The 25,977-nt window shown below is 71.8% G+C and carries 23 protein-coding genes and 1 pseudogene; 14 read left to right on the top strand and 10 right to left on the bottom strand.

The window, feature by feature from the left end:
- Positions 1 to 82 precede the first annotated feature (82 nt).
- Positions 83 to 1,171 (bottom strand): redox-regulated ATPase YchF, encoded by a 1,089-nt coding sequence (gene ychF, locus ACZ60B_RS04710; protein WP_469384172.1) that lies wholly within the window; start codon positions 1,169 to 1,171, stop codon positions 83 to 85.
- Between the two features lie 178 nt (positions 1,172 to 1,349).
- On the opposite strand from ychF, the gene ACZ60B_RS04705 reads away from it, so the two are divergent.
- Positions 1,350 to 2,006 (top strand): DUF6542 domain-containing protein, encoded by a 657-nt coding sequence (locus ACZ60B_RS04705; protein WP_469384171.1) that lies wholly within the window; start codon positions 1,350 to 1,352, stop codon positions 2,004 to 2,006.
- A gap of 143 nt (positions 2,007 to 2,149) precedes the next feature.
- On the opposite strand, the gene ppgK is transcribed toward ACZ60B_RS04705, so the two are convergent.
- Both ppgK and ACZ60B_RS04695 read right to left on the bottom strand, forming a co-directional pair.
- Positions 2,150 to 2,896, bottom strand: coding sequence for a polyphosphate--glucose phosphotransferase (gene ppgK / locus ACZ60B_RS04700; RefSeq protein WP_469384169.1), 747 nt, complete (start codon positions 2,894 to 2,896; stop codon positions 2,150 to 2,152).
- A gap of 29 nt (positions 2,897 to 2,925) precedes the next feature.
- Positions 2,926 to 3,942 (bottom strand): 4-hydroxy-3-methylbut-2-enyl diphosphate reductase, encoded by a 1,017-nt coding sequence (locus ACZ60B_RS04695; protein WP_469384168.1) that lies wholly within the window; start codon positions 3,940 to 3,942, stop codon positions 2,926 to 2,928.
- A gap of 201 nt (positions 3,943 to 4,143) precedes the next feature.
- On the opposite strand from ACZ60B_RS04695, the gene xseA reads away from it, so the two are divergent.
- The 3 genes from xseA (at position 4,144) to ACZ60B_RS04680 (ending at position 6,353) form a co-directional block, all read left to right on the top strand.
- The gene (xseA, locus tag ACZ60B_RS04690) at positions 4,144 to 5,358 is read left to right on the top strand and encodes an exodeoxyribonuclease VII large subunit (protein WP_469384166.1); all 1,215 of its coding nucleotides are present in this window, start codon (positions 4,144 to 4,146) and stop codon (positions 5,356 to 5,358) included.
- A gap of 4 nt (positions 5,359 to 5,362) precedes the next feature.
- Positions 5,363 to 5,599, top strand: a complete 237-nt coding sequence (locus ACZ60B_RS04685; RefSeq protein WP_469384164.1) for an exodeoxyribonuclease VII small subunit — start codon at positions 5,363 to 5,365, stop codon at positions 5,597 to 5,599.
- Between the two features lie 163 nt (positions 5,600 to 5,762).
- Positions 5,763 to 6,353, top strand: coding sequence for a malonic semialdehyde reductase (locus ACZ60B_RS04680; RefSeq protein WP_469384163.1), 591 nt, complete (start codon positions 5,763 to 5,765; stop codon positions 6,351 to 6,353).
- Positions 6,354 to 6,486: 133 nt separating this feature from the next.
- On the opposite strand, the gene ACZ60B_RS04675 is transcribed toward ACZ60B_RS04680, so the two are convergent.
- Positions 6,487 to 7,011: a DUF4245 domain-containing protein gene (locus ACZ60B_RS04675; RefSeq protein WP_469384162.1), complete on the bottom strand. Its 525-nt coding sequence runs from the start codon at positions 7,009 to 7,011 to the stop codon at positions 6,487 to 6,489.
- Between the two features lie 127 nt (positions 7,012 to 7,138).
- On the opposite strand from ACZ60B_RS04675, the gene glpX reads away from it, so the two are divergent.
- Positions 7,139 to 8,173 (top strand): class II fructose-bisphosphatase, encoded by a 1,035-nt coding sequence (gene glpX / locus ACZ60B_RS04670; RefSeq protein WP_375973165.1) that lies wholly within the window; start codon positions 7,139 to 7,141, stop codon positions 8,171 to 8,173.
- A 218-nt stretch (positions 8,174 to 8,391) separates the two neighbouring features.
- On the opposite strand, the gene ACZ60B_RS04665 is transcribed toward glpX, so the two are convergent.
- Entirely contained in the window at positions 8,392 to 8,766 is a 375-nt protein-coding gene (locus ACZ60B_RS04665) for a WhiB family transcriptional regulator (RefSeq protein WP_162469284.1), read from the bottom strand.
- 176 nt (positions 8,767 to 8,942) lie between these two features.
- Positions 8,943 to 9,644, bottom strand: coding sequence for a DUF1707 SHOCT-like domain-containing protein (locus ACZ60B_RS04660; RefSeq protein ID WP_469384161.1), 702 nt, complete (start codon positions 9,642 to 9,644; stop codon positions 8,943 to 8,945).
- Between the two features lie 144 nt (positions 9,645 to 9,788).
- On the opposite strand from ACZ60B_RS04660, the gene ACZ60B_RS04655 reads away from it, so the two are divergent.
- The 4 genes from ACZ60B_RS04655 to ACZ60B_RS04640 all read left to right on the top strand — a co-directional run bounded on the left by ACZ60B_RS04655 (position 9,789) and on the right by ACZ60B_RS04640 (position 16,183).
- Positions 9,789 to 11,456 carry a fumarate hydratase gene (locus ACZ60B_RS04655; RefSeq protein WP_469384160.1) on the top strand — a complete coding sequence of 556 codons (1,668 nt, stop codon included), beginning with the start codon at positions 9,789 to 9,791 and terminating at the stop codon, positions 11,454 to 11,456.
- A 98-nt stretch (positions 11,457 to 11,554) separates the two neighbouring features.
- Positions 11,555 to 12,940 (top strand): class II fumarate hydratase, encoded by a 1,386-nt coding sequence (locus tag ACZ60B_RS04650; protein ID WP_469384159.1) that lies wholly within the window; start codon positions 11,555 to 11,557, stop codon positions 12,938 to 12,940.
- A gap of 83 nt (positions 12,941 to 13,023) precedes the next feature.
- Positions 13,024 to 13,716, top strand: coding sequence for a cytidylyl-2-hydroxypropylphosphonate hydrolase (gene fomD, locus ACZ60B_RS04645; RefSeq protein WP_469384158.1), 693 nt, complete (start codon positions 13,024 to 13,026; stop codon positions 13,714 to 13,716).
- 349 nt (positions 13,717 to 14,065) lie between these two features.
- Positions 14,066 to 16,183, top strand: a complete 2,118-nt coding sequence (locus ACZ60B_RS04640) for a SpoIIE family protein phosphatase (RefSeq protein ID WP_469384157.1) — start codon at positions 14,066 to 14,068, stop codon at positions 16,181 to 16,183.
- Between the two features lie 78 nt (positions 16,184 to 16,261).
- Here the strand turns inward: ACZ60B_RS04640 and ACZ60B_RS04635 are convergent, their stop codons facing one another.
- A complete protein-coding gene (locus ACZ60B_RS04635) occupies positions 16,262 to 18,610 on the bottom strand; it encodes a transglycosylase domain-containing protein (protein ID WP_469384156.1) in 2,349 nt (782 codons plus the stop codon).
- A gap of 246 nt (positions 18,611 to 18,856) precedes the next feature.
- Here ACZ60B_RS04635 and ACZ60B_RS04630 point away from each other — a divergent pair, with 246 nt between their 5' ends.
- From ACZ60B_RS04630 to ACZ60B_RS04610, 5 genes and pseudogenes are all read left to right on the top strand, one after another.
- Positions 18,857 to 19,792 (top strand): SPFH domain-containing protein, encoded by a 936-nt coding sequence (locus ACZ60B_RS04630; protein ID WP_469384154.1) that lies wholly within the window; start codon positions 18,857 to 18,859, stop codon positions 19,790 to 19,792.
- Positions 19,738 to 20,034, top strand: a pseudogene (locus ACZ60B_RS04625) (type II toxin-antitoxin system antitoxin); the annotation flags it as partial. The gene ACZ60B_RS04630 and the pseudogene ACZ60B_RS04625, both read left to right, overlap by 55 nt.
- Before the next feature lie 516 nt (positions 20,035 to 20,550).
- Positions 20,551 to 21,075, top strand: coding sequence for a PadR family transcriptional regulator (locus tag ACZ60B_RS04620; RefSeq protein WP_469384152.1), 525 nt, complete (start codon positions 20,551 to 20,553; stop codon positions 21,073 to 21,075).
- The gene (locus ACZ60B_RS04615) at positions 21,072 to 21,761 is read left to right on the top strand and encodes an ABC transporter ATP-binding protein (RefSeq protein ID WP_469384150.1); all 690 of its coding nucleotides are present in this window, start codon (positions 21,072 to 21,074) and stop codon (positions 21,759 to 21,761) included. The genes ACZ60B_RS04620 and ACZ60B_RS04615 overlap by 4 nt, the downstream gene beginning before the upstream one ends.
- Positions 21,758 to 24,133 (top strand): ABC transporter permease, encoded by a 2,376-nt coding sequence (locus ACZ60B_RS04610; RefSeq protein ID WP_469384148.1) that lies wholly within the window; start codon positions 21,758 to 21,760, stop codon positions 24,131 to 24,133. The genes ACZ60B_RS04615 and ACZ60B_RS04610 overlap by 4 nt, the downstream gene beginning before the upstream one ends.
- Positions 24,134 to 24,184: 51 nt before the next feature.
- On the opposite strand, the gene ACZ60B_RS04605 is transcribed toward ACZ60B_RS04610, so the two are convergent.
- Genes ACZ60B_RS04605 through ACZ60B_RS04595 form a run of 3 tightly spaced genes read right to left on the bottom strand, consistent with a single transcriptional unit; the run spans position 24,185 to position 25,938 of the window.
- Positions 24,185 to 24,613 carry a hypothetical protein gene (locus ACZ60B_RS04605; protein ID WP_469384146.1) on the bottom strand — a complete coding sequence of 143 codons (429 nt, stop codon included), beginning with the start codon at positions 24,611 to 24,613 and terminating at the stop codon, positions 24,185 to 24,187.
- Between the two features lie 4 nt (positions 24,614 to 24,617).
- Positions 24,618 to 25,013, bottom strand: a complete 396-nt coding sequence (locus ACZ60B_RS04600) for a roadblock/LC7 domain-containing protein (RefSeq protein WP_202919887.1) — start codon at positions 25,011 to 25,013, stop codon at positions 24,618 to 24,620.
- A 13-nt stretch (positions 25,014 to 25,026) separates the two neighbouring features.
- A complete protein-coding gene (locus tag ACZ60B_RS04595) occupies positions 25,027 to 25,938 on the bottom strand; it encodes a MarR family transcriptional regulator (RefSeq protein ID WP_469384145.1) in 912 nt (303 codons plus the stop codon).
- Positions 25,939 to 25,977 lie beyond the last annotated feature (39 nt).

Genomic DNA, 25,977 nt, shown 5'->3' with positions numbered 1-25,977 from the left:
GCTCCAGGTTCTGACGGCTGCCGCCGACAGCAGGACGGCCCGACCCTCGCTCTCGCGGGTCGGGCCGTCCGTGCGGGTCCGGTCAGACGTTGAAGCGGAACTCCACCACGTCGCCGTCCTGCATGACGTACTCCTTGCCCTCCATGCGGGCCTTGCCCTTGGCGCGGGCCTCGGCGACCGAGCCCGTCTCGACCAGGTCCTCGAAGGAGATGACCTCGGCCTTGATGAAGCCCTTCTGGAAGTCGGTGTGGATCACACCGGCGGCCTCGGGGGCCGTCGCGCCCTTCTTGATCGTCCAGGCGCGGGACTCCTTGGGGCCTGCGGTCAGGTAGGTCTGGAGGCCGAGGGTGTTGAAGCCGACACGGGCGAGGGTGGCCAGGCCCGGCTCCTCGGCGCCGACCGACTCCAGGAGCTCCATGGCGTCCGCCTCGTCGAGCTCGGCGAGGTCCTGCTCCAGCTTGGCGTTGAGGAAGATCGCCTCGGCGGGGGCGACCAGGGCGCGCTGCTCGGCCTTGAAGTCCTCGTCGACCAGCTCGTCCTCGTCGACGTTGAAGACGTAGAGGAACGGCTTGGTGGTGAGCAGGTGCAGGTCGTGCAGCAGCTCCTCGTTGCCCGAGCCCTGGGCGATGCCCGCGGAGAACAGGGTGTCGCCCTTCTCCAGGATCTCCTTGGCCGCCTCGACCGCCGCGACCTTCGGCGCGATGTCCTTCTTGATCCGCGACTCCTTCTGGAGGCGCGGCAGGACCTTCTCGATGGTCTGGAGGTCGGCGAGGATCAGCTCGGTGTTGATCGTCTCGATGTCGTCCTTCGGCGAGACCTTGCCGTCGACGTGCACGACGTTCTCGTCCTTGAAGGCACGGATGACCTGGCAGATCGCGTCCGACTCGCGGATGTTCGCGAGGAACTTGTTGCCCAGGCCCTCGCCCTCGGAGGCGCCGCGCACGATGCCCGCGATGTCGACGAAGTCGACGGTGGCCGGCAGGACCCGCTGCGAGGAGAAGATCTCGGCCAACTTCGTGAGCCGGGCGTCCGGGACACCGACGACGCCCACGTTGGGCTCGATCGTGGCGAACGGGTAGTTGGCCGCCAGCACGTCGTTCTTGGTCAGGGCGTTGAACAGGGTCGACTTGCCGACATTCGGCAGACCGACGATTCCGATCGTGAGCGACACGTTGCGACTTCCCGTACGTGAGAGGGGTGGGGGCCAGGGGGCCGGGACCAGGGGGCCGATCCACCAGTCTACGGCGTGCCGCGCCCCTTACCGGCTTCGTGTCGAACGCTTGGCCAAGCCACGCCCACCGGCGTGTCTGAGGAGCCATTCGACACATAAACCGACCTAAGTTGGTCCAGTGGAGCAACACAGGACGCGCCCCCAGCAGCACGGACCGCGACGCGGCACACCCCCGCCCCTGCCTCCGCAGGGCAGACGCGACGCCGCGGACGTGGCGCGGCCCGCCCGGCCGTCCTCCGCTCCCGCGCCCTCGTCCGGCCGTCCCGCGCCCTCGTCCCGTCCTGCGCCGTCCTCGCGCCCGGCTCGGGTGAACGCTCCCGCGGGGGGACCCGTGCAGCGCCGTCGGGTGGCGGTACGGCGGCCCGCTCCCCCGGTCGCCCGGCCCCCCGGGCAGGCCCCCGGCCCGCGGCTGACCGGACTGGGCGGCGGGCTGTTCTGCGGGGCGGCGATGATCCTGCTCGGCTGGCTCGACCTGCTGCTGTTCGACGGGTCGCCGACGGTGTACGGGGTGCTGTTCCTGCCGGTGTGCGCGCTGACCGCGCTGTGGGTGCGCCGGGGGGACCTGCTGACCGCGCCGGTCGTGGCGCCGATCGCCTTCACGGCGGGGGTGCTGTCGATGGCCGACGGCCACGGCGGGCTCGGCAGCCGGCTGATGGGGGTGATCACGGTGCTCGCCACCCAGGCCGGGTGGCTGTACGGCGGAACGCTCGTCGCCGGACTGATCGCGATCGTGCGGAAGGTCCGAGCGCTGAGCCGGCGCCGACGACCCCGGTGAGCCGGACGACCCCGGTGAGCCGGACGACCCCGGTGAACCCGGCGCCGCGGTGAACCCGGCGCCGCGGTGAACCCGGTGCCGCGGTGAACCCGGTGCCACGAGGGGCCCGGGGTTCCCGCGTCACCAGGGGTCGTTCCCGGGGCCTAGCCCTCCTTGAGGGCCCGCATCGCCGCTCCCACGATTCCCGCGTTGTTCTGGAGCTGGGCCGGGACGATCTCGGCCTTGATGCCCTCGATGAAGTGGAGGAACTTCTCCGACTTGCGGCTGACGCCGCCGCCGATGACGAACAGCTCGGGCGAGAACAGCATCTCGACGTGGGCGAGGTACTTCGTGACCCGGCGGGACCAGTGCTCCCAGGTCAGCTCGCCGTCCTCCTTGGCCTTGCTGGAGGCGCGCTTCTCCGCGTCGTGACCGCTCAGTTCGAGGTGGCCCAGCTCGGTGTTGGGGACGAGCACGCCGTCGACGAAGAGGGCACTGCCGATCCCGGTGCCGAAGGTCAGCAGGATGACCGTGCCCCGGCGGCCCCGGCCGGCGCCGAACTCCATCTCGGCGACGCCCGCCGCGTCCGCGTCGTTGACCACGGTCACCGGCAGACCGCCCAGCCGTTCGCTGAACAACGCGCGCGCGTCCAGGTCGATCCAGCTCTTGTCGACGTTGGCCGCCGTACGGATGGTGGACCCGCCGGTGACCACGCCCGGGAAGGTGAGTCCGACCGGGCCGGTCCAGCCGAAGTGGTCGACGACCTGCTTCACCCCGTCGGCCACTCCGTCCGGAGTGGCCGGGTGCGGGGTGAGCACCTTGCACCGCTCCTGGGCCAGGTCGCCCATGTCCAGGTCCACGGGAGCGCCCTTGATCCCGGATCCACCGATGTCCACGCCGAAGATCTGCATGGCCCTACGTTACGACGTGGGGCCCACCGTCACTCCACGGAGTCGGCGGCCGCACCGGACCCGCCGCGCTCGGCGGCCAGCGCCGCCGCCTCCTCGCGCAGGTCACGGCGGAGTTCCTTGGGCAGCGAGAAGGTGATGGACTCCTCGGCCGCCTTGACGAGCTCGACGTCCGCGTAGCCGCGCTCGGACAGCCAGGCCAGGACCTCCTCGACCAGCACCTCCGGCACCGACGCGCCCGAGGTGACGCCGACCGTGGTCACGCCCTCCAGCCAGGCCTCGTCGATCTCACTGGCGAAGTCCACCAGGTGCGCGGCGCGCGCGCCGGCGAGCTTGGCGACCTCGACGAGCCGGACGGAGTTGGAGGAGTTGCGCGAGCCGACCACGATCACGAGGTCCGCCTCGGCGCCCATCTGCTTCACGGCGAGCTGGCGGTTCTGGGTGGCGTAGCAGATGTCGTCGCTGGGCGGCGAGATGAGCTGCGGGAACTTCTCCTTCAGCGCGTCGACGGTCTCCATGGTCTCGTCGACGGAGAGGGTGGTCTGCGAGAGCCAGACGACCCGGGAGGGGTCGCGGACCTCGACCTTGGCGACGTCGGCGGGGCCGTCGACGAGCTGGATGTGGTCGGGGGCCTCGCCGGAGGTGCCGATGACCTCCTCGTGGCCCTCGTGCCCGATCAGCAGGATGTCGAAGTCCTCGTCGGCGAAGCGGACGGCTTCCTTGTGGACCTTCGTGACCAGCGGGCAGGTCGCGTCGATGGTGGCGAGGCGGCCGCGCGCGGCCTCCTCGTGGACGACGGGGGCGACGCCGTGCGCGGAGAACATGACGATGTTCCCCTCGGGCACCTCCTCCGTCCGCTCGACGAAGATCGCGCCCTTCCGCTCCAGGGTCTGCACGACGTACTTGTTGTGCACGATCTCGTGCCGGACGTAGATCGGGGCCCCGTACTGTTCGAGGGCCTTCTCGACGGCGATCACGGCGCGGTCCACACCCGCGCAGTAGCCACGGGGGGCGGCGAGCAGGACACGGCGGCCAGGCGAAGCAGTCATGGGAACCATCGTAAGGCCGCGTCCGAGGGGCGGGGATCGCCCGCCCCCGGTCCGCCGGGGCCGGCCGGCGGCCGGCCGGCCGCGGGCCGGCCGGGCCGGTCGCACCCGCCTCGTCCGCCGGGCTCCGGGCGTGGCGGATCCCGGTGTCGACTCGGCCTGGGCCGGGCCGCATTGTCGGTACCGGCCGATACTCTCGGGCGCATGGCTGTGAACACGTCCGCGGACGCCCCGATGCCCGTCGGCGAGGTCTCGCGGCTCATCGGGGGATGGATCGACCGGCTCGGCGCGGTGTGGGTCGAGGGGCAGATCACCCAGCTGTCGCGGCGCCCGGGTGCGGGGGTCGTGTTCCTGACGCTGCGCGACCCGTCGTACGACATCTCCGTCAGCGTCACCTGCTTCCGGCAGGTGTTCGACGCGGTCTCCGATGTCGTGGGCGAGGGCGCCCGGGTCGTCGTCCTCGCGAAGCCCGAGTGGTACGCGCCGCGCGGGCAGCTGTCGCTGCGGGCCGCCGAGATCAGACCGGTGGGCGTCGGCGAGCTGCTGGCCCGGCTGGAGCAGCTCAAGAAGTCGCTCGCGGCGGAGGGGCTGTTCGCGCCCGAGCGCAAGAAGCCGCTGCCGTTCCTGCCGCAGCTCGTCGGGCTGGTCTGCGGCCGCGCCTCGGCGGCGGAGCGCGATGTGCTGGAGAACGCCCGGCACCGCTGGCCCGCCGTCCGCTTCGAGGTGCGCAACGTCCCCGTACAGGGGGTGCACGCCGTCCCGCAGGTCGTGCAGGCGGTGAAGGAGCTCGACGCGCTCGACGACGTGGACGTGATCGTCGTCGCGCGCGGCGGCGGCAGCGTGGAGGACCTGCTGCCGTTCTCCGACGAGCAGTTGGTCCGCGCGGTCGCCGCCTGCCGTACGCCGGTGGTGTCCGCGATCGGGCACGAGCCCGACACCCCGCTCCTGGACTACGTGGCCGATCTGCGGGCCTCGACGCCGACGGACGCGGCGAAGAAGGTCGTACCGGACGTCGGCGAGGAGTACGAGCGGGTGCGGATGCTGCGCGACCGGGCGCGGCGGTGTGTGCGGGGGCTGGTCGACCGGGAGGAGCGCGGTCTCGCCCATGCGCTGGCCCGCCCCTCGATGGAGAACCCGCACCGGATGGTCGACGAGCGGGAGGACCAGGTGGCGTCCCTGCTCGACCGGGGCCGGCGGACCCTCGGTCATCTCCTCGACCGGGCGGATTCCGAACTGGGCCACACCCACGCGCGCGTGGTGGCCCTCTCCCCCGCGGCGACGCTGAAGCGTGGTTACGCCGTGCTCCAGCGGGCGGACGGGCATGTCGTCCGGGACCCGGGCGAGGTGGCGCCGCAGGAGGCGCTGCGGGCGCGGGTCGCCGAGGGCGAGTTCAACGTACGAGTCGATGTCCAGGAGTGAGTGAATGACCGGCAGGGTGGACGAGGCGCTCGGGTACGAGCAGGCCCGTGACGAGCTGATCGAGGTCGTGCGGCGGCTGGAGGCGGGCGGCACGACGCTGGAGGAGTCGCTCGCGCTCTGGGAGCGGGGCGAGGAGCTGGCCAAGGTGTGCCGGCGGTGGCTGGAGGGCGCGCGGGCGCGGCTGGACGCGGCGCTGACCGAGGAGGCGGAGGGCGCGGAGGCCGAGGGCTCGGCGGGGTAGCCGCGGGGACGCCCTCGACGGGGTGGCCGAGGGCGACGGGCGCCTGTGAAGCGGATCACCAGGCTCCATGTTTGGTTGAACTTTGAACTTCATCTCGCTTATGGTCGGTGCCGTAAGCCGGTCCTGCACCTCAGGGCCGGACGCACAGCCCGAGAAGGTTCAGATGTCTCTCGTTCTCGACCCCGCCGCTCAGGACCTGCTGTTCCGCGAGGCCCGCACCGCGAACACCTTCACCGACGAGCCGGTGACCGACGAGCAGGTCCAGGCGATCTACGACCTGGTCAAGTACGGCCCGACCTCCATGAACCAGTCGCCGCTGCGGGTCACCCTGGTCCGCTCGGCCGAGGCCCGCGAGCGCCTGGTCCAGCACATGGCCGACGGCAACAAGCAGAAGACCGCCACCGCCCCGCTGGTCGCGATCCTCTCCGCCGACAACGAGTTCCACGAGGAGCTGCCCCAGCTCTTCCCGCACTTCCCGCAGGCCAAGGACGCCGTCTTCGGCGAGCGCCCGGTGCGCGAGTCCAGCGCCGCGCTGAACGCCGCCCTCCAGGCCGCGTACTTCATCATCGGCGTCCGCGCCGCCGGGCTGGCCGCCGGCCCGATGACCGGTCTCGACTTCGAGGGCGTCCGCAAGGAGTTCCTCGACGACGACCACACCCCGCTGATGGTGGTCAACATCGGCAAGCCGGGCCCGGACGCCTGGTTCCCGCGCTCCCCGCGCCTGGCCTACGACGAGGTCGTCACCACCGTCTGAGCCGGTCCCGGACCCCCGGGACACCGTCCGGGGCGGCCCACGGCCCCCTGGACCTCCGGGCATGACGAAGGCCCCCGGCACATCGCCGGGGGCCTTCGTCATGCCCTCGTACGCCTCGGGACGGCCCCGGGGCTCACGCCGTCTTCAGCGACTCGGCCATCTTCACCAGCCGGTCGAAGGACGCCGTGCCCGCCACGACCGTCGTGGAGCCGTCGGCGCCCTCCAGCACGAGGGCGTCGTAGCGGCCCCCGGTGTACCGGGTCCAGGTGCGGCCGCCGATCTCGTCCGTCACCTTCGTCGCCGTCGCGCCCTGGCTCGCCTCCTCGACGAACTCGGCGCGCTTCTGAGTCGACTGCTCGACGGCCACGTACTCCCCGTCGGGGTCCTGGAAGCCGAGGTGCCAGGCGTCGGACTCGTCGCCCCGGAAGCGCACGGAGGTCGCCTTCCAGCTCCCCGGCAGGCCTTCGGGCGCGGCCACCGGGTACGACGCCGCACGACGTGCCGTCAGCAGCTCGATGCGGTAGTCGACCCGCTTGATGTCGGGAGCGTGATCGTCGTGCGGGACGAAGATGTAGATGACACCTGCCGCGACCATGATCAGGCCCAGGGAAAGAATCATGTCCCGGACCGTCTTCTGCTTGCCGTTCGAACCTGCCACGCGCCCTATCGTCGCAGGTGCCCGGTGCGCTCATCCGTGGGGGGCCCTGCTCATTTTGTAAGCCTGGCGATAGAGTCGGGGCCAACACCCTCATCCGGCCGTCGCCGTATCAGAAAGGTGCGCTCCGATGACCGAGAATCATCACCTCCCGTCCGAACTAGAGGTCCCCTCCGAGGCGCCCGACCGCAACCTCGCCCTGGAACTCGTCCGCGTGACCGAAGCCGCGGCGATGGCCGCGGGCCGCTGGGTCGGGCGCGGCGAGAAGAACGGCGCCGACGGCGCCGCGGTGCGCGCCATGCGCACGCTCGTCTCCACCGTGTCGATGAACGGTGTCGTCGTCATCGGCGAGGGCGAGAAGGACGAAGCCCCGATGCTCTTCAACGGGGAGCGGGTCGGCGACGGCACCGGCCCGGAGTGCGACATCGCCGTCGACCCCATCGACGGCACCACGCTCACCGCCAAGGGCATGCCGAACGCGATCGCGGTCCTGGCCGCCGCCGACCGCGGTTCGATGTTCGACCCGTCCGCCGTCTTCTACATGGACAAGCTGGTCACCGGCCCCGAGGCCGCCGACTTCGTCGACATCGACGCGCCCGTGTCCGTGAACATCCGCCGGGTCGCCAAGGCCAAGCGCTCCTCGCCCGAGGACGTCACCGTGGTCATCCTCGACCGGCCGCGGCACGACGGTCTCATCAAGGAGATCCGGGAGACCGGCGCCCGCATCAAGCTGATCTCCGACGGCGACGTCGCCGGCTCGATCCTGGCGCTGCGCGAGGGCACCGGCGTCGACCTGCTGCTCGGCGTCGGCGGCACCCCCGAAGGCATCATCTCGGCCTGCGCGGTGAAGTGCCTGGGCGGCACCATCCAGGGCAAGCTGTGGCCGAAGGACGACGCGGAGCGGCAGCGGGCGATCGACGCCGGGCACGACCTCGACCGTGTGCTGACCACGGACGACCTGGTCTCCGGCGAGAACGTCTTCTTCGTCGCCACCGGCATCACCGACGGCGAACTGCTGCGCGGGGTGCGCTACCGGTCCGAGACCGCCACGACCGACTCGATCGTGATGCGCTCCAAGTCCGGCACGGTCCGCCGGATCGACTCCGAGCACCGGCTGAGCAAGCTGCGTGCGTACAGCGCGATCGACTTCGACCGCGCGAAGTAGCCACCACCCGGCGGCCGCCCACCGGCGGCCGCACTCATACGTGAAGGGGGCGCCCCCGGTGCGGAGGGAGCGCCCCCTTCACGTACGAACGACCCACAGGTCCGCAGGACACGGGCGCAGGCCCGGATCGCGGCCCCGCGGGCACCGGCCGGGCCCGCACGGGTGACCCGGACGCCACGCGATCGGAGCCCCGGCAGACCCGCGCAGGCCCCAGGCTTCTAACCCGCGGCCGCTATGCGGTTCGCCGCGCGGGCCTTCTTCAGTTCGAGTTCGCGGCGACGGCGTCTGGCCAGCACCACGCGGCGCTCGGCGGCGGTGAGGCCGCCCCAGACGCCGTACGGCTCGGGCTGGAGCAGCGCGTGCTCGCGGCACTCGACCATCACCGGACAGCGCGCGCAGACCCTCTTGGCCGCCTCCTCGCGGGAGAGCCGGGCGGCGGTGGGTTCCTTGGACGGTGCGAAGAACAGGCCGGCCTCGTCACGCCGGCACACCGCCTCGGTGTGCCAGGGCGCGTCCTGGTCCCTGTCCCGCACCGGCACCCGCTGGGCCGGTACGGCAGCTACCTGCAGGGACGAATGCGGCGGTTGCTGCACGGGTCTACTCCTGACGACGGCTTCGCGAGCGAGAGACGATGCAGCAAGGCCTACCCGCTGTACGCGCGCCTATGCACTCAGTTCCGAACCGCAGGATTCCAGGGGCGCGCCGACGCCCGCGCCACACCGCTCGCGCCCGGCCCCCGCCGCCGCGGGGACCCCGGAATTCACGACCGTCAACGGTCCAGGTGCTTGCGCAAACTCTTGTCGACCTTGCGGTGGACCCGGTCGAGGATGTCCCCGACGAGCCTGCCGCGCTTCGGCTTGCCCTCGATGTTGCCCAGCACGGCCCAGCCGTCGAGATAGACGACGGGCGCGTCCGGGTCCGCCGCGTCCAGCGTGTCCACCTCGAAGTTGCCCAGCACGCCACCGCCGGTGCCGCGCAGCGAGACGTTCTCCGGGACCCGGACCTCGACGTTGCCGAAGACCGAGAGCGCCTTGATGACGACCTGCTGGTACTCGAAGAGCGCCTCGCTGAGGTCGATCTCGACGCTGCCGAAGATCGCGTACGCGTGGATACGGCGCCCGGCGCGCCAGCGGCCCTTGCGGACGGCGCTGCTGAAGACCGCGACCACGTTCTCGTCGGGGTCGGCCGGGATGGCGCCCGCGGTCGGACGGCCGGGAGCGGCGGCGTAGGCCGGGGCGGCCCGGTGGTGGGCGGCCGGCAGGTCCCGGATGAAGACCTCCAGCTCACCGACCGTCTTGGCGGCGAGCACGCCCTCGACCCGCTCGGCGTGCTCCTCCGGGGTCAGCCGGCCCTCGGCCATGGCGTCGCGCAGGATGTCGGCGATGCGGTCGCGGTCGGCGTCCGAGGCGCGCAGTTCGGCGACCCGGGGCTCGGCGGCGGGGCGAGACTCGGTCTGCTTCTGAAGGTCCACGGAAACAGACTAGCGAAACACGATAGATCGCGACACCCCCGAAGTGAGCCTTACCTCACAGGCTCCGCGCGGACGCCAGGTCCTACGCTGGTGGACGCTGCCAATGGAGGCCAGCCGCTGTCTGTCGAGTGAGGAATGGGCGAGATGCCTGAGTTCGCGTACACCGATCTGCTCCCGATGGGAGAGGACACCACCCCCTACCGGCTGGTGACCTCCGAGGGTGTGTCCACCTTCGAGGCCGACGGGCGGACGTTCCTCAAGGTGGAGCCCGAGGCGCTGCGCAAGCTCGCCGAGGAGGCGATCCACGACATCCAGCACTATCTGCGCCCGGCCCACCTCGCGCAGCTTCGCCGCATCATCGACGACCCGGAGGCCTCGGCCAACGACAAGTTCGTCGCCCTGGACCTGCTGAAGAACGCGAACATCGCGGCGGCGGGCGTGCTGCCGATGTGCCAGGACACCGGCACGGCGATCGTCATGGGCAAGCGGGGGCAGAACGTGCTCACCGAGGGCGGCGACGAGGCCGCCCTCTCCCGTGGCATCTACGACGCGTACAAGAACCTGAACCTGCGCTACTCGCAGATGGCCCCGCTGACCATGTGGGACGAGAAGAACACCGGCTCCAACCTGCCGGCGCAGATCGAGCTGTACGCCACCGACGGCGGCGCCTACAAGTTCCTGTTCATGGCCAAGGGCGGCGGCTCGGCCAACAAGTCCTTCCTCTACCAGGAGACGAAGGCGGTCCTCAACGAGGGCTCCATGATGAAGTTCCTGGAGGAGAAGATCCGTTCGCTGGGCACGGCCGCCTGCCCGCCGTACCACCTGGCGATCGTGGTCGGCGGCACCAGCGCCGAGTACGCGCTGAAGACCGCGAAGTACGCCTCCGCGCACTACCTGGACGAGATCCCGGCCAAGGGCTCCGAGCTCGGCCACGGCTTCCGGGACAAGGAGCTGGAGGAGAAGGTCTTCGAGCTGACCCAGAGGATCGGCATCGGCGCGCAGTTCGGCGGCAAGTACTTCTGCCACGACGTGCGCGTGGTGCGCCTGCCCCGGCACGGCGCGTCCTGCCCGGTCGCGATCGCCGTCTCCTGCTCGGCCGACCGCCAGGCCGTCGCGAAGATCACCGCCGAGGGCGTGTTCCTGGAGCAGCTGGAGACCGACCCGGCGCGCTTCCTGCCGGAGACCACGGACGAGCACCTCGACGAGGCCGGCGACGTCGTGAAGATCGACCTGAACCAGCCGATGGACGACATCCTCGCCGAGCTGACCAAGTACCCGGTCAAGACGCGGCTCTCGCTCACCGGCCCGCTGGTCGTCGCCCGTGACATCGCGCACGCCAAGATCAAGGAACGCCTCGACGCGGGCGAGGAGATGCCGCAGTACCTGAAGGACCACCCGGTCTACTACGCGGGCCCGGCCAAGACCCCCGAGGGCTACGCCTCCGGCTCCTTCGGCCCGACCACGGCCGGCCGCATGGACTCCTACGTGGAGCAGTTCCAGGCGGCGGGCGGCTCCAAGGTGATGCTGGCCAAGGGCAACCGGTCCGCGCAGGTCACCAACGCGTGCGAGGCCCACGGCGGCTTCTACCTCGGCTCGATCGGCGGACCCGCCGCCCGTCTCGCCCAGGACTGCATCAAGAAGGTCGAGGTCGTCGAGTACGAGGAGCTCGGCATGGAGGCCGTCTGGAAGATCGAGGTCGAGGACTTCCCCGCCTTCGTCGTCGTCGACGACAAGGGCAACGACTTCTTCCAGGACCCGGCCCCGGCCCCGACGTTCACCACCATCCCGGTGCGCGGCCCCGGCCTGGCGTAGCACCCCCCGTACGGCCGGAGGGGCGCCCCCGTCGGGTACGGGGGCGCCCCTCCGTTCCCCCCGGGAACATCCCGGTCCCCGGCGACGCTGTCGCCGGTATGAGCGACTACCGCATCGAGCACGACTCCATGGGCGAGGTCCGGGTCCCCGCGGACGCCAAGTGGCGGGCCCAGACCCAGCGGGCCGTGGAGAACTTCCCGATCTCGGGGCAGCGGATCGAGCGGGCGCACATCGAGGCGCTCGCCCGGATCAAGGGGGCGGCCGCGAAGGTCAACGCCGAGCTGGGGGTGCTCGGCCAGGACGTGGCCGACGCGATCCAGGGGGCGGCCGCCGAGGTCGCCGCGGGCGCCTGGGACGAGCACTTCCCGGTGGACGTGTTCCAGACGGGCTCGGGCACCTCGTCGAACATGAACGCCAACGAGGTGATCGCGACGCTGGCGAGCGAGCGGCTGGGCCGGGACGTGCATCCCAACGACCACGTCAACGCCTCGCAGTCGTCCAACGACGTCTTCCCGTCGTCGATCCACATCGCCGCCACCGCCGCCGTCACCCGCGAGCTGATCCCGGCCCTGGAGCACCTGGCCGCCGCGCTCGGCCGCAAGGCCGAGGAGTTCGCCGACGTGGTGAAGTCCGGGCGGACTCATCTGATGGACGCCACGCCCGTGACGCTGGGGCAGGAGTTCGGCGGGTACGCCGCCCAGGTGCGCTACGGCGTCGAACGGCTCACCGCCGCCCTCCCCAGGCTCGCCGAACTGCCGCTGGGCGGTACCGCCGTCGGCACCGGGATCAACACCCCGCCCGGGTTCTCCGCCGCGGTGATCGCGGAGGTGGCAGCCGTGACCGGGCTGCCGTTCACCGAGGCGCGCGACCACTTCGAGGCGCAGGGCGCCCGGGACGGGATCGTGGAGACCAGCGGGCAGCTCAGGACCGTCGCGGTCTCCCTGACCAAGATCGCGAACGATCTGCGGTGGATGGCCTCCGGGCCGCGGACCGGGCTCGCCGAGATCTCGCTGCCCGATCTCCAGCCGGGCTCCTCGATCATGCCCGGCAAGGTCAACCCGGTGATCCCGGAGGCCGTGCTGATGGTCGCGGCCCAGGTGGCCGGGAACGACACCGCCGTCGCCGTCGCCGGGGCCGCGGGCAACTTCGAGCTCAATGTGATGCTGCCGGTGATCGCCAGGAACGTGCTGGAGTCGATCCGGCTGCTCGCCCGGGTCTCGCGGCTGCTCGCCGACCGGACCGTGGACGGGATCGTCGCCCACCGGGAGCGGGCCCTGGAGTACGCCGAGTCCTCGCCGTCCGTGGTCACGCCCCTGAACAAGTACATCGGGTACGAGGAGGCGGCGAAGGTGGCCAAGAAGGCCCTGGCGCAGCGGCGGACGATCCGGCAGGTCGTGCTGGAGGGCGGATACGTGGAGCGCGGGGACCTCACGGTGGAGCAGCTCGACGAGGCGCTGGATGTCCTGCGTATGACGCGCCCGTGACGGTTGGCGAACCGGGGGCTCCGCAGGTGTGAACCATTTCCGGTACCGCAGCGTCGTATGTGCCTGACACCTAATATCTGTGCATGGCAGACGGTGAAGTGATGAGACGTGTGGGGACGGGCGGTTCGGCGGGTTTCTGGGCGCCCGGGAGTCAGATCCTGTGGCGTTACCGGGAGAACGGCGGCAAGCGCTTCCATATCGCGCGGCCCGTCACCGTCGCCCGAGACGACGAGGAGGTGCTCGCGGTGTGGATGGCGCCGGGCACCGAGTGCATGCGGCCCGTGCTCGCCGACGGCACCTCGGTGCACGCCGAGCCGCTGGAGTCGCGCTACACCAAGCCGCGGGTGGCCCGCAGCGGCCGGTGGCTGGGCACGGGGGTGCTGAAGCTGGCCCGGCCCGGCGAGCCGTGGTCGGTGTGGCTGTTCTGGGAGCCGGGCTGGGAGTTCAAGAACTGGTACGTGAACCTCGAGGAGCCGCTGACCCGCTGGGAGGGCGGGGTCGACTCCGAGGATCACTTTCTGGACATCTCCGTGCACCCGGACCGCAGTTGGCACTGGCGCGACGAGGACGAGTTCGCGCAGGCCCAGCGGGACGGGCTGATGGACGCCGACCTCGCCGAACGGGTGCGGGCGGCGGGGCGGGACGCGGTGGAGGTGATCCGGGCCTGGGGTGCGCCGTACAACCAGGGCTGGCAGCACTGGCGCCCGGATCCTTCCTGGGCCGTACCGTTGCTGCCGGAGGACTGGGACCGTACGACCGCGCACGTGTCCTCATGAGACCCTTGATATGCCCCCGGGCGCGAAACGTAGGATCGTCCTCCGCAAGGGCGCACAGCGGCAACTCCCGGAGCAGGCACCGAGCCTGACCGAACGTCACCGAGGGGCGGCAGGACGTGAGCGAGGGGTACGAGGGCAACACCGGTCCGGGCTGCGCCCGGGGCCGGCACGGCACGGACAGAGCCGCCGGTCGCGCCGGTTCGGGGTACGCCCGCATCGCCTGTGGCACGGCAACAACCTCTGGTCACGCGGCAATTCCGTTCCTGGGGCAGGTATTCCGGGTATCGGGTTTTCTGCGGGACGAACTGCGCGGGCGGCGCGCAGCCCCGGACGGACGGATTCGACACGCGTGACGGAGCAGCCCACCTCCTACGAACGCCCGCAGCCGGGCGTCGACCCCACGGACCCCCGCGGGGCGCTCCTGCGTACCCCGGCGCCGCCCCGCACCCCCGGTGCCGCCGCCCTGACGCCCCAGTCCGCCCCGTCGGCGCAGTCCGACCGGGGCGCCCAGGCGCGGGCCGGCGAGACGCCGGGGGCGGCGGCGCCGTGCGGCAAGGACCAGTCCGGCGGCGACCCCGAGCACTCCCAGCCCGCGGTCGCGGAGACCGGTACCCACCGGCCGCGCCCCGCGCCCGAGGCCATCCCGGCCCAGCCGGGCGGCGTCGGCCCTTCGGCCGACGGCCGGGACGCCGGGCGGGGTCAGGAGCGGCGCACCGGGCAGGCCCTGGCGCCCGGCAAGCCCACGCCGATGCGGCGGGACGGGGACCGGCTGCGCTTCGTCGGGGCCGCGACCCGGCGGATCGCCCGGGGCCTGGACCTGGACGAGATCGTGATGGGGCTGTGCCGGGCCACCGTGCCGACCTTCAGCGACGCGATCCTGGTGTATCTGCGCGACCCGCTGCCGATCGGCGACGAGCGGCCCACGGGTCCCGTCGTGCTGCGGCTGCGCCGCACCGACCGGATCCCGGAGGAGCGCGACACCGAGAACGGGTTCGCCTCGGCGCCCCAGCCGGAACAGCCGCCGGAGCTCACCGAGCTGTCGGCCGTCACCGCCGAACTGTGCGAGGTGCGGCCCGGTGGCGCGCTCGCCGAGGTGCTGCGCGGGGTGCGCCCGGTGTTCGCCGACGCCCCGGCCGCCCGGGCCGCCCTGCCGGAACTCCTCGGCGACGGCGGGGAACTGGTCGTGCCCAGCGGTCAGCGGGCGATCCTGGCGCCGCTGCGCGGCCGGCGCCGGGTGATCGGGGCCGCGGTGTTCCTGCGCCGCCCCGAGCGCATCGCCTTCGAGGCGGACGATCTGCTGGTCGCCGCCCAGCTCGCCACGCACAGCGCGCTCGGCATCGACAAGGCGGTGCTGTACGGGCGGGAGGCGTACATCGCCGACGAGCTCCAGCGCACCATGCTGCCGGAGACGCTGCCGCGCCCCACGGGGGTGCGGCTGGCGTCGCGTTATCTGCCCGCCGCGGAGACCGCGCGGGTCGGCGGCGACTGGTACGACGCGATCCCGCTGCCGGGCAGCCGGGTCGCGCTGGTGGTCGGTGACGTGATGGGGCACTCCATGACGTCGGCGGCCATCATGGGCCAGTTGCGGACGACCGCGCAGACCCTGGCGGGGCTGGACCTGCCGCCGCAGGAGGTGCTGCACCACCTCGACGAGCAGGCGCAGCGGCTGGGCACCGACCGCATGGCGACCTGTCTGTACGCCGTCTACGACCCGGTCTCGCACCGGATCACCATCGCCAACGCCGGGCATCCGCCACCGGTGCTGCTGCACCTGGGCGGCCGGGCGGAGGTGCTGCGGGTGCCGGCGGGCGCGCCCATCGGGGTCGGCGGCGTCGACTTCGAGGCGGTGGAGCTGGACGCCCCGGCCGGGGCGACCCTGCTGCTGTACACCGACGGGCTGGTGGAGTCGCGGCTGCGGGACGTGTGGACCGGCATAGAGCAGTTGCGCGAGAAGCTGGCCGCGACCGCGCAGCTCACCGGACCCGATCACCCGCCGCCGCTGGAGGCGCTGTGCGACGAGGTGCTCGACATGCTCGGTCCGGGCGACCGGGACGACGACATCGCGCTGCTCGCCGCCCGCTTCGACGGGATCGCGCCGAGCGATGTGGCGTACTGGTTCCTGGAGCCGGAGGACGCGGCTCCCGGCCGGGCCCGCCGGCTCGCCCGGCGCGCGCTGTCGCGCTGGGGCATGGAGGAGCTGACCGACTCCGTGGAGCTGCTGGTCAGCGAGGTCGTGACCAATGCGGTGCGCTATGCGACCCGGCCGGTCACGCTGCGTCTGCTGCGTACCGATGTGCTGCGCTGCGAGGTCGGCGACGACGTGCCGCAGTTGCCGCGGCTGCGGCAGGCGCGGCACACGGACGAGGGCGGCCGCGGGCTGTATCTGGTGAACAAGCTGGCCAGACGGTGGGGAGCCACCCGGCTCAGCACCGGCAAGGTGGTCTGGTTCGAGCTGAACCGCGGCTGAGGCCGACGCCGGTACGCAGCTGACCCGTGAACAGACGAGAGGGGCGCCCGCGGATCGCGGGCGCCCCTCTCGTGCGGGTCACTGCTGGCTGAGGCCGAGCGGGTCGTCGATGCCGTCCGTCGGCGTCTCGGTCGGCGTCTCCGTCGGTGTCTCGGTGGTCGGCGTCTGCGTCGGCGTCTGGGTGGGCGTCTGCGTCGGCTTCTGGGTCGTCGGGGTCTGCGAGGGCGCCTCGGTCGTCGGCGACTCGGAGGGGGACTCGGTCACCGAGTACGAGGGGGTCGGGGAGAGGGTCGGCTGCACCGCCGCGCCCTGGTCGGTCTCCAGGTCGAACTGGGTGACCTTGGACTGCACCCCGAAGGTGTACGCGGCCCATATCTGCGCCGGGTATCCGCCACCGTTGACCCGGCCGACGCCCGGGAGGAGTCCGGTCGCGCCGGTCAGGGGAACCTGCGCGCCGTTCTTGGCGCTCTCGCCGAACAGGCCGACCGAGGTGACCAGGCTCGGCGTGTAGCCGGTGAACCAGGCCGACTTGTTGTTGTCGGAGGTACCCGTCTTGCCCGCGACCTTCTGGCCGTTGCGGTTGGGGTTGTCGCGCACCGACTTCTTGGCCGTACCGTCGTCGACCACGCCGGTCAGCACCGAGGTGACGGTGTCGGCGGCCTCGCGGCTGATGACCTCCTCGCCGATCGGGTCCGGCATGGTGACCGTGCGGGAGATGTGCTGGACGGACTTGATCAGGGCCGGGGTGACCTTCTTGCCGTGGTTGTCGAGGGTGGCGTAGACGCCGGCCATCTGGAGCGGGCTGGCGCCCATGGTGCCCAGGGTCTGCGCGGGCACCGCCTTCAGCTTCTTGGTGTCCATGCCCAGGTCGTCGGCGACCTTGAGCACCTTGTCCATGCCCACATCGACGCCGAGCTGGGCGAAGGCGGAGTTGACCGACTGGTTCATCGCCGTCTGCACGGTGATGGGGCCGTAGTCCTGGTCGTCCTCGTTCTCCGGGGCGAAGCCGATGTCGCTGCCCTTGACGGGCCGCTTGCTGGTGCCGTCGTAGATCGTGTTCGTGGTGATCGCCTGGCCGTCCTGCGTCCTGGCGTCCTCGTCGAGGGCGGCCGCGAGGATGACCGGCTTGAAGGTGGAGGCGGGCTGGTAGTCCACCCGGGTCGCGTTGTTGTAGTAGTGCTTGTAGTAGTCGACGCCGCCGTACATCGCGACGACCGCGCCGGTCTTCGGGTCGACCGAGACGGCACCGGCCTGGACGTCGGCGTCGACCTTGCGCTTCTTGCCGTCGAGCTTGCTGGTCAGCTGCTCCTTGACGGCCTTCTCCAGCGCCGCCTGCTTCTTCTTGCTGATGTTCAGCGTGATGGTCCAGCCGCCACGGCCGACCATGTCCTCCGCCTGCTTGGCGTTCTCGGCGACACCCTGCTCGACGAGCTGCTTCTCCAGGGCGCTGTTGGCCGCCTTGACCAGGTAGCCCTTCTGGCCGCCGAGGCCGGGGGCGGGCCTGGACTTCTGGGGCACCGGGAACTTCATGGCGTCGCGGTCGGCCTTCTTCAGCCAGCCCTCCCCGACCATGTTGTCGAGGACGTAGTTCCAGCGCTGGGTGACGAGCCTCTTGCCGGTGTCGCTGGCGACCTCCCAGTCGTACTGGCTGGGCGCCTGGAGCAGCGCGGCGAGGTACGCGCCCTGCTCGACGCTGAGCTTGTCGGCGTCGACGCGGTAGTAGGCCTGGGCGGCGGCCTGGATGCCGTAGGCGTTGCGGCCGTAGTAACTGGTGTTGATGTAGCCGGCGAGGATGTAGTTCTTGGACTTCTCGCGGTCCAGCTTCAGCGAGATGACCAGCTCGTTCAGCTTGCGCGTGACGGTCTGGTCCTGGGACAGGTAGTAGTTCTTGACGTACTGCTGGGTGATCGTCGAACCACCCTGCGCGCCCTTGCCGGAGAGCGTGTTGAGCAGACCGCGCGCGGTGCCCTTGAGGTCGACGCCGTTGTCCTTGTAGAAGGACTTGTTCTCGGCGGCGACGAAGGTCTTCTGGACCGCCTCGGGCACGTGGGCGATGTCGACGACCTCCCGGTTGACCTCACCGTCACGGGTCATGACGGAGCCGTCGCTGTACTTGTAGACGTTGCTCTCCTGCTTGGCGGCGGCGTTCCCCTCGGGGATGTCGATCATCACGTAGAGCGCGATGAAGCCGCCGATGCCGAGCAGGCACAGGCCCAGGAAGGTGCCGAGGACCTTCTTCCAGGTGAACATCCTGCGTATGAAGCTCTTCTTCGCGGGCTTGGCGCCCGCGCCGCCCCTGCGGGCCGCCGCGCGGCCGTGACCGACGACGACCGGACCCTCGTCGGGCGCCGCCTGGGGCGAGCGGTCCCTGGGCGCAGCGCGGCGGCCGCCCCGTTGCCGCGCTCGTCTCTCGTCCGCTCGTCCCATGAGTCCGCTCGCTCCGCTTCGTTCTCGGCTGTCACACCAGTGCCCGGGGGACAGGTCAGCTCAGAAAGCTAACACCGCTCTCTATGACAAAGGGCCGCCGATCCGGTCTTTTACGGACGTGACAATCAGCACCCCGTCCCAAGGGAACCGACGTTCGGAAGGGCCCAAGGGTTGCCATGTTCCAATTAAGTGATATCACTTAGCTAGGTAGAAGCTAGCGAACGTCCAGGAAACGGGGGATCAGTCATGTCCACACTCGACCCGTCGGCCACCGCCGACACGCCGGAGATGCCGGAGCCGCAGGTGCGGGAGTTCACCGCGCACAGCATCGGCGGCGGTCTCTCGCTGCTGCTCGGACTGCTCGGACTGGGGGCGGCCGCCGCGCTGATCGCGGTCGGGTCGTCGGTGGGCGAGGGTGGCGCCAAGGCCGCGCTGATCGCGGCCGGCGTCCTCGTCGGCCTCTGCGCGTTCCTCGCCATGTGCGGGCTGAACACGGTGGCGCCGGGCGAGGCCAGGGTGGTCCAGCTGTTCGGCCGCTACCGCGGCACGATCCGCGAGGACGGACTGCGCTGGGTGAACCCCTTCACCTCGCGCACCAAGATCTCGACGCGGGTACGCAACCACGAGACCGCCGTCCTGAAGGTCAACGACGCCTACGGCAACCCGATCGAGCTGGCCGCCGTGGTGGTCTGGAAGGTCGCGGACACCGCGCAGGCCACCTTCGAGGTGGACAACTACCTGGAGTTCGTCTCCACCCAGACCGAGGCGGCCGTGCGGCACATCGCCATCGAGTACCCGTACGACGCCCATGACGAGGGCGGGCTCTCGCTGCGCGGCAACGCCGAGGAGATCACCGAGAAGCTCGCCGTCGAGCTGCGCGCGCGCGTGGCGGCGGCGGGTGTGCAGATCATCGAGTCCCGCTTCACGCATCTCGCCTACGCTCCGGAGATCGCCTCCGCGATGCTCCAGCGGCAGCAGGCCGGTGCGGTCGTGGCGGCACGGCGGCAGATCGTGGACGGCGCGGTGGGCATGGTCGAGGCGGCCCTCGCCCGGATCGCCGAGCAGGACATCGTGGAGCTGGACGAGGAGCGGAAGGCGGCGATGGTGTCGAACCTGATGGTCGTGCTGTGCGGAGACCGGGCGCCGCAGCCGGTCCTGAACACCGGGACGCTCTACCAGTGACGGATCCCTCCGGGGGCGCGTCCCCCCAGCGTCGGCCGCAGCAGCGCAAACAGGTGCTGCTGCGGCTCGACCCGTCGGTGTACGACGCGCTCGCCCGGTGGGCGGGGGACGAGCTGCGCTCGGCGAACGCCCAGATCGAGTTCCTGCTGCGCAGGGCGCTGGCGGAGGCCGGGCGGCTGCCCGGCGAGGCGGGCCCGATCGCCCGCCGCGGCCGCCCACCCCGCGGCACCCCGCCCGGCCCCGACACCGACCCGGGCGGCCCGGCCCCGAGGTCCCCGGCCGACCCGGGCGGCCCGGCCCGCAGACCCCCGGCCACCCCCGGCGGTCCGCCCCCGCGCCCCCCGGCCGCCCCCGGCAGCACCGGCCCGAGACCACCCGCCGGCCCCGACGACTCCGCCCCGAGACCCCCGGCCGACTGAGCAGGCCCGCCCACACGGCAGAACCGCCGGACCCCCGGCCGAACCGGGCAATCGGCCCCAAGCCCGACGGCCGCGGCCGACGGTCCGCCCCGTCCCCGGCGGCGCGACCGCCAAGCCTCCGGCCGACCCGGGCAGCCCGCCCCCGGCCCGAGAGCCGCCCCGTCAGTCCCGCCCCGGAACCCCCGTCGGCCGAGCAGGCCGCGTTCGTGTGGCAGAACCGTGACAATCGGCTGCCACCTGCGCACTCCGGGCCGCCCGGGGGCGTCCGCGCCCCGTTCTCCGCGCCCCGCGCGAGGCGCGTATACACACGGCGTATACACGGTGTGTAGAGTCATCGTCATGTCCATCGGTCACACCCTTCTGGGGCTCCTGGAGTCCGGGCCACGCCACGGTTACGACCTCAAGCGGGCCTTCGACGAGAAGTTCGGTCACGACCGGCCGCTGCACTACGGCCAGGTCTACTCGACGATGTCCCGCCTGCTGAAGAACGGACTCGTCGAAGTCGACGGGGTCGAGGCGGGCGGCGGTCCCGAGCGCAAGCGCTACGCCATCACCGACGCCGGGGTCACCGACGTGGAGCGCTGGCTCGCGACGCCGGAGAAGCCCGAGCTCTACCTCCAGTCGACGCTCTACACGAAGATCGTCCTCGCCCTGCTCACCCGGCGCGACGCCGCCGACATCCTCGACGCCCAGCGGTCCGAGCACCTGCGCAGCATGCGCATCCTCACCGACCGCAAGCGCAAGGGCGACCTCGCCGACCAGCTCATCTGCGACCACGCCCTGTTCCACCTGGAGGCCGACCTGCGCTGGCTCGAACTGACCGCCGCCCGGCTCGACCGGCTCGCCGAGGCGGTGACCGAGTGACCGCCCCCGCCGGCTCCCTGCTGACCGCCCAGGACCTGCGCAAGTCGTACGGGCCCACGGTCGCCCTCGACGGCGCCGGGTTCTCCATCCACCCCGGCGAGGTCGTCGCCGTGATGGGACCCTCCGGTTCCGGCAAGTCGACGCTGCTGCACTGCCTCGCCGGGATCGTCACCCCCGACTCCGGGTCGATCCTCTACGACGGCCAGGAGATGGCGACCATGAGCGACACCCGGCGCAGCGCGCTGCGCCGCTCGGAGTTCGGGTTCGTCTTCCAGTTCGGCCGGCTCGTGCCCGAGCTGACCTGCGTGGAGAACGTCGCCCTCCCGCTGCGGCTGAACGGCACCTCCCGCAAGGAGGCCGAGAAGGCCGCCCTGGGCTGGATGCAGCGGCTGGAGGTGGACGACCTCGCGGCCAAGCGGCCCGGCGAGATCTCCGGCGGTCAGGGACAGCGGGTCGCCGTGGCGCGCTCCCTGGTCACCGGCCCCCGGGTGGTCTTCGCCGACGAGCCCACCGGCGCCCTGGACTCGCTCAACGGCGAGCGCGTGATGGAGCTGCTCACCGACGCGGCCCGCACCTCGGGCACGGCCGTCGTGCTGGTCACCCACGAGGCCCGGGTGGCCGCCTACTCCGACCGCGAGATCGTCGTACGCGACGGCAGGTCCCGGGACATGGAGCGGGCCGTATGAGCGTGCGACGGGGGAACCTGCGCGCTCCGGCCGGGTCGAGGTCCTGGGGCCGGTCCCGGGATCTGGCCATGGGCGTCCGGTTCGCCTTCACCGGCGGGCGCGAGGGCTGGATACGGACCGTGCTCACCGCGGTCGGCGTCGGGCTGGGGGTGGCGCTGCTGCTGCTCACCACCGCCCTGCCGAACGTGCTGTCCGTGCGGCACGAGCGCGAGCAGGCGCGGCGGGACTACACGTACGACTACAACCCGCGGCCCGCGGCCGACGACACGCTGGTGATCGCGGACATCGACTCCACCTACCGCGGCGACGACGTACGCGGCCGGCTGATGCAGCCCGAGGGCTCCCGGGCGCCGCTGCCGCCGGGCCTGCGGGCGTTCCCGGCGCCGGGCGAGATGGTGGTCTCCCCCGCGCTGAAGGAGCTGCTCGCCTCCGACGGCGGCCGGCTGCTGCGGGAGCGGCTGCCGTACCGCATCACCGGGACCATCTCGGAGAGCGGGCTCATCGGCTCGCACGAGCTCGCCTACTACGCGGGCGCCGACGACCTCGCCACGCGGATCGACCCGCCGCACGTGGCCCGGATCAGCGAGTTCGGCGAGCCGAACCCGTTCCCCGCGTCGGAGACCGACCCGGTGCTGCTCCTGCTGGTCCTGGTCATGTTCGTGGTGCTGCTGATGCCGGTCGCGGTGTTCATCGCCACGGCCGTGCGCTTCGGCGGCGAGCGGCGCGACCAGCGGCTCGCGGCGCTGCGGCTGATCGGCTCGGACGGCCGGATGGTGCGCCGGATCGCGGCCGGCGAGGCGCTCGCGGGCGCACTCCTCGGACTGGTCCTGGGTGCGGGCTTCTTCTTGATCGGGCGCCAGGTCGCGGGCACCGCCGAGGTGTTCCGGGTCAGCGTGTTCCCCAGCTATCTCAACCCCTCCCCCGCACTCGCCGCGCTGGTCGCGGTCGCCGTCCCGGCGGCCGCCGTGCTGGTCACGCTGTTCGCGCTGCGCGGGGTGGTCATCGAGCCGCTCGGTGTGGTGCGCACGGCCCGGCCGCCGCGGCGCCGGCTGTGGTGGCGGCTGCTGCTGCCGGCCGGCGGACTGGCGCTGCTCTACCCGATGCTCGGCCAGGGCGGCTCGAACGGGACCTTCAACCAGTACCTGGTCACCGGCGGTGTGCTGCTGCTGCTCGTCGGGATCACCGCCCTGCTGCCCTGGGTCGTCGAGGCGGTCGTCGCCCGGCTGGACCCGGGCGGGGTCGCCTGGCAACTGGCGGTGCGCAGGCTCCAGTTGAGCAGCGGCACGGCGGCCCGCATGGTCAACGGCATCGCCGTGGCGGTGGCCGGCGCGATCGCGTTGCAGATGCTGTTCACCGGGGTGGAGGCGGACTACACCAAGGCGACCGGCCAGGACGTGAGCCGGGCGCAGATGTCGGTGAGCGTGCCGGACGGGGTCCCGGCGGCGCGTATGGCGCGGAAGATGGCCGCCACCCGGGGGGTGCGCAAGGTCGTCGCGCTGTCCGAGGGGAATCTCGGCGAGCGGCGGATGTCCGCCGAGCTGAACGCCCAGGTGACCGTGGGCGACTGCGCGGCGCTGCGCGAGGTGGCGACGCTGCCGTCCTGCCGTGAGGGCGACGTCTTCGCGCTGCGCGGCTCCGACTACGACGACGGCACACGGAAACTGGCCGAATCCGGCACGGTGTTCCTCGACCCCGCCGACGGCGAGGAGGACAAGGAGTCCGCCCCCGTCGCCTGGGCGGTGCCGCGCGGGCTGAAGCAGGCGCAGTCCCGCCTCGACCCGACCGGTGTGAAGCGCGGCGGTTTCCTGTTCACCCCGGCGGCGCTGCCCACGGGGGCCGCGGCGGGTGTCCGCGGGCAGGTCTACCTCGGCCTCGACCCCGCCGTCCGCGACGCGCAGGAGTACGTACGCAACACGGCCGCCCGGATCGATCCGCTGCTGGACCCGATGTCCTGGTCGTCCACCGTGCAGTCCGGGCAGTACCGCTCCATCCGCACCGGCCTGTCCGTGGGCGCCGCCTGTGTGCTGGCGCTGATCGGCGCGAGTCTGCTGGTCTCCCAGCTGGAGCAGCTGCGCGAGCGCAGGAAGCTGCTGTCGGCGCTGGTCGCGTTCGGCACCCGGCGGCGCACGCTGGGCCTGTCGGTGCTGTGGCAGACGGCGATACCGATCGCGCTCGGTCTGCTGCTGGCCATGACGGTGGGGCTGTCGCTGGGCGCGGTGCTGCTGCGGATGACGGCTACCGCGGTGCGGATCGACTGGGCGAGCGTCCTGGCGATGACCGGTTTCGGCGCCGCGGTCGTCCTGGTGGTGACCCTGTTCAGCCTGCCGCCGCTGCTGCGGCTGATGCGGCCCGACGGGCTGCGCACGGAGTAGCCGGGCGGCGCCGGTCGCGGGCCCCTCCGGCCGGAGGGGCCCGCGCCGTGCTCAGATGCTGTACTCCCGCACCACCCGGCGGACCTGGGCGAACAGCATGCCCACGTTCACCGACTTGCGGCAGACCACCACGGCGACGACGTCCTGCTGGTCGTTCATCCGGATGAACAGGTGCGTGAGGTTCTCGCTGTTGACCAGGATCTCCTGGAAGAAGTGGTTGTCGCTGGCGATGCCGCGACGCTCCTTGAAGACGTCCTCGATCATCACGACGGTGCGGCCCTGGAACAGGTCGAGGGTCGCTCCCGCCAGCAGGTCGAGCACCTCGGGCGGATGGTTGTCGACGGTCTCGTACGACAGCAGCATCCCGGTGGACATGTCGACCGCGCCGGCCGCGACGCAGTCGGGGGCATCGGTACGCAGAGACTTGACCAGGCCCATCACCTGGTCGGAGAAACCTGGGGACATTCGCTTCGTCGCCATCCCTTCACACTCCCTCGGGGGCTTTGCTGTCCTGCGCGGTGAGGATCGAGCCGATCCGGCTCAGGGCCGGCTGGGTCGCCATGTGCAGGCGGTCCACGTCCATGCCCTCGTCACCGAGTACGACCATCAGCGCGGTGTCGCCGACGGCGTAGAAGGCGGCACAGCCGTGGCTGCCGTACGTCACCGTCCGGTGCAGGGCACCCCGGTCGGTCGCGTCGGCGGTACGGCGGGCGAGTCCCAGCCCCGCCGCCGCGAGGGCGGCCAGGCCCTCCGGGTCGATGGAGTCGGCGGTGTCCGCCGCGATGAGCAGTCCGTCGGCGGCGGCCACGGCGGTGTCGGTGATGCCGGCCACCTGCTCACGCAGGCCGCGCATTTCCTGCGCGAGGGCCTTGTGGTCCATATATGCAACTCCCCTAATTCCGATCGCATCTGTTCTTCTTTTTCATGTGGGGGGACTGGATGTTCATTTCGCGGTGGGCTTTCCTGCGGGGCAGTTCGGTGGGTCGCGGGGGCGGTTCGGTGGGTCGCGGGGGCGGTTCGGGCGGCGGGGGCGCCTCCCTGGGGTGGACGCCCTGGAAGTCGGGCGGCAGCCGGACCGGGATCGGCGAGGGCGCGTCGGCGCACTCCAGCAGTCCTTCGCCGAGCATCCGGGCGAGTTCGACCGAGACGGTGTAGACCCCGCGCCCGGTGCGGAAGGCCAGGTCGCGGGCGGTGCGTCGGCCGTCGGCGTGGACGAGCAGCTCGCTCTGCAACTCGGTCAGGCGCACTCCGGCGCGGGAGAGCAGGGCGGGCACGGGCCGTTCCCGGTCGGGCCGTACCGGGTACGGCAGCGCGACGAGGGCGGCCAGTTTGCGGGTCGCGTCCTGGAGCAGCCGGGCCGACGCCTCGCCGACGGCGACCGGGGCGACGGGCGGCTCGGCCCCCTCGGCGGGTTCGCAGTCGTCCACCCGGCCGGCCACGATCGCGAACGTGGCGTCCTGCAGGGCCATCATGCAGACCACCCTGAGCTGGGCGGCTCCGGCGTACCCGTGGGCGATCAGGCCGTCGACCGGCCAGCGCGAGCCGCCGGACTCCCGCATCAGCTCGTCCCACTGCTCGCCGCTGACCCGGCCGGAGCGCAGCAGCAGGGCGCCGGGGCCCGGGGCGCCGGGGCTCTCGACCGAGACGACCAGTCCGTTGCGCAGGTGAAAGCTGCCCCCGGGTGAGCCCGCCACCCGCAGTTCCCCGGTGAACCATTCCCGCCCGCAGTCCAGCAGCGAGCGCGACAACAGGTCGTAGCCGACCCGGCCGAGAGAATCCCGAGTGCCCTCACGAATGCCCGACATCACTCCCCTTGGGATTTCGCACATACGGCTGACGCATAA

The sequence above is a fragment of the Streptomyces sp. NPDC104096 genome (assembly GCF_055584385.1).
Note: the sequence above shows the minus strand (reverse complement) of the source record. Positions and strands in the feature narration are given on the sequence as shown.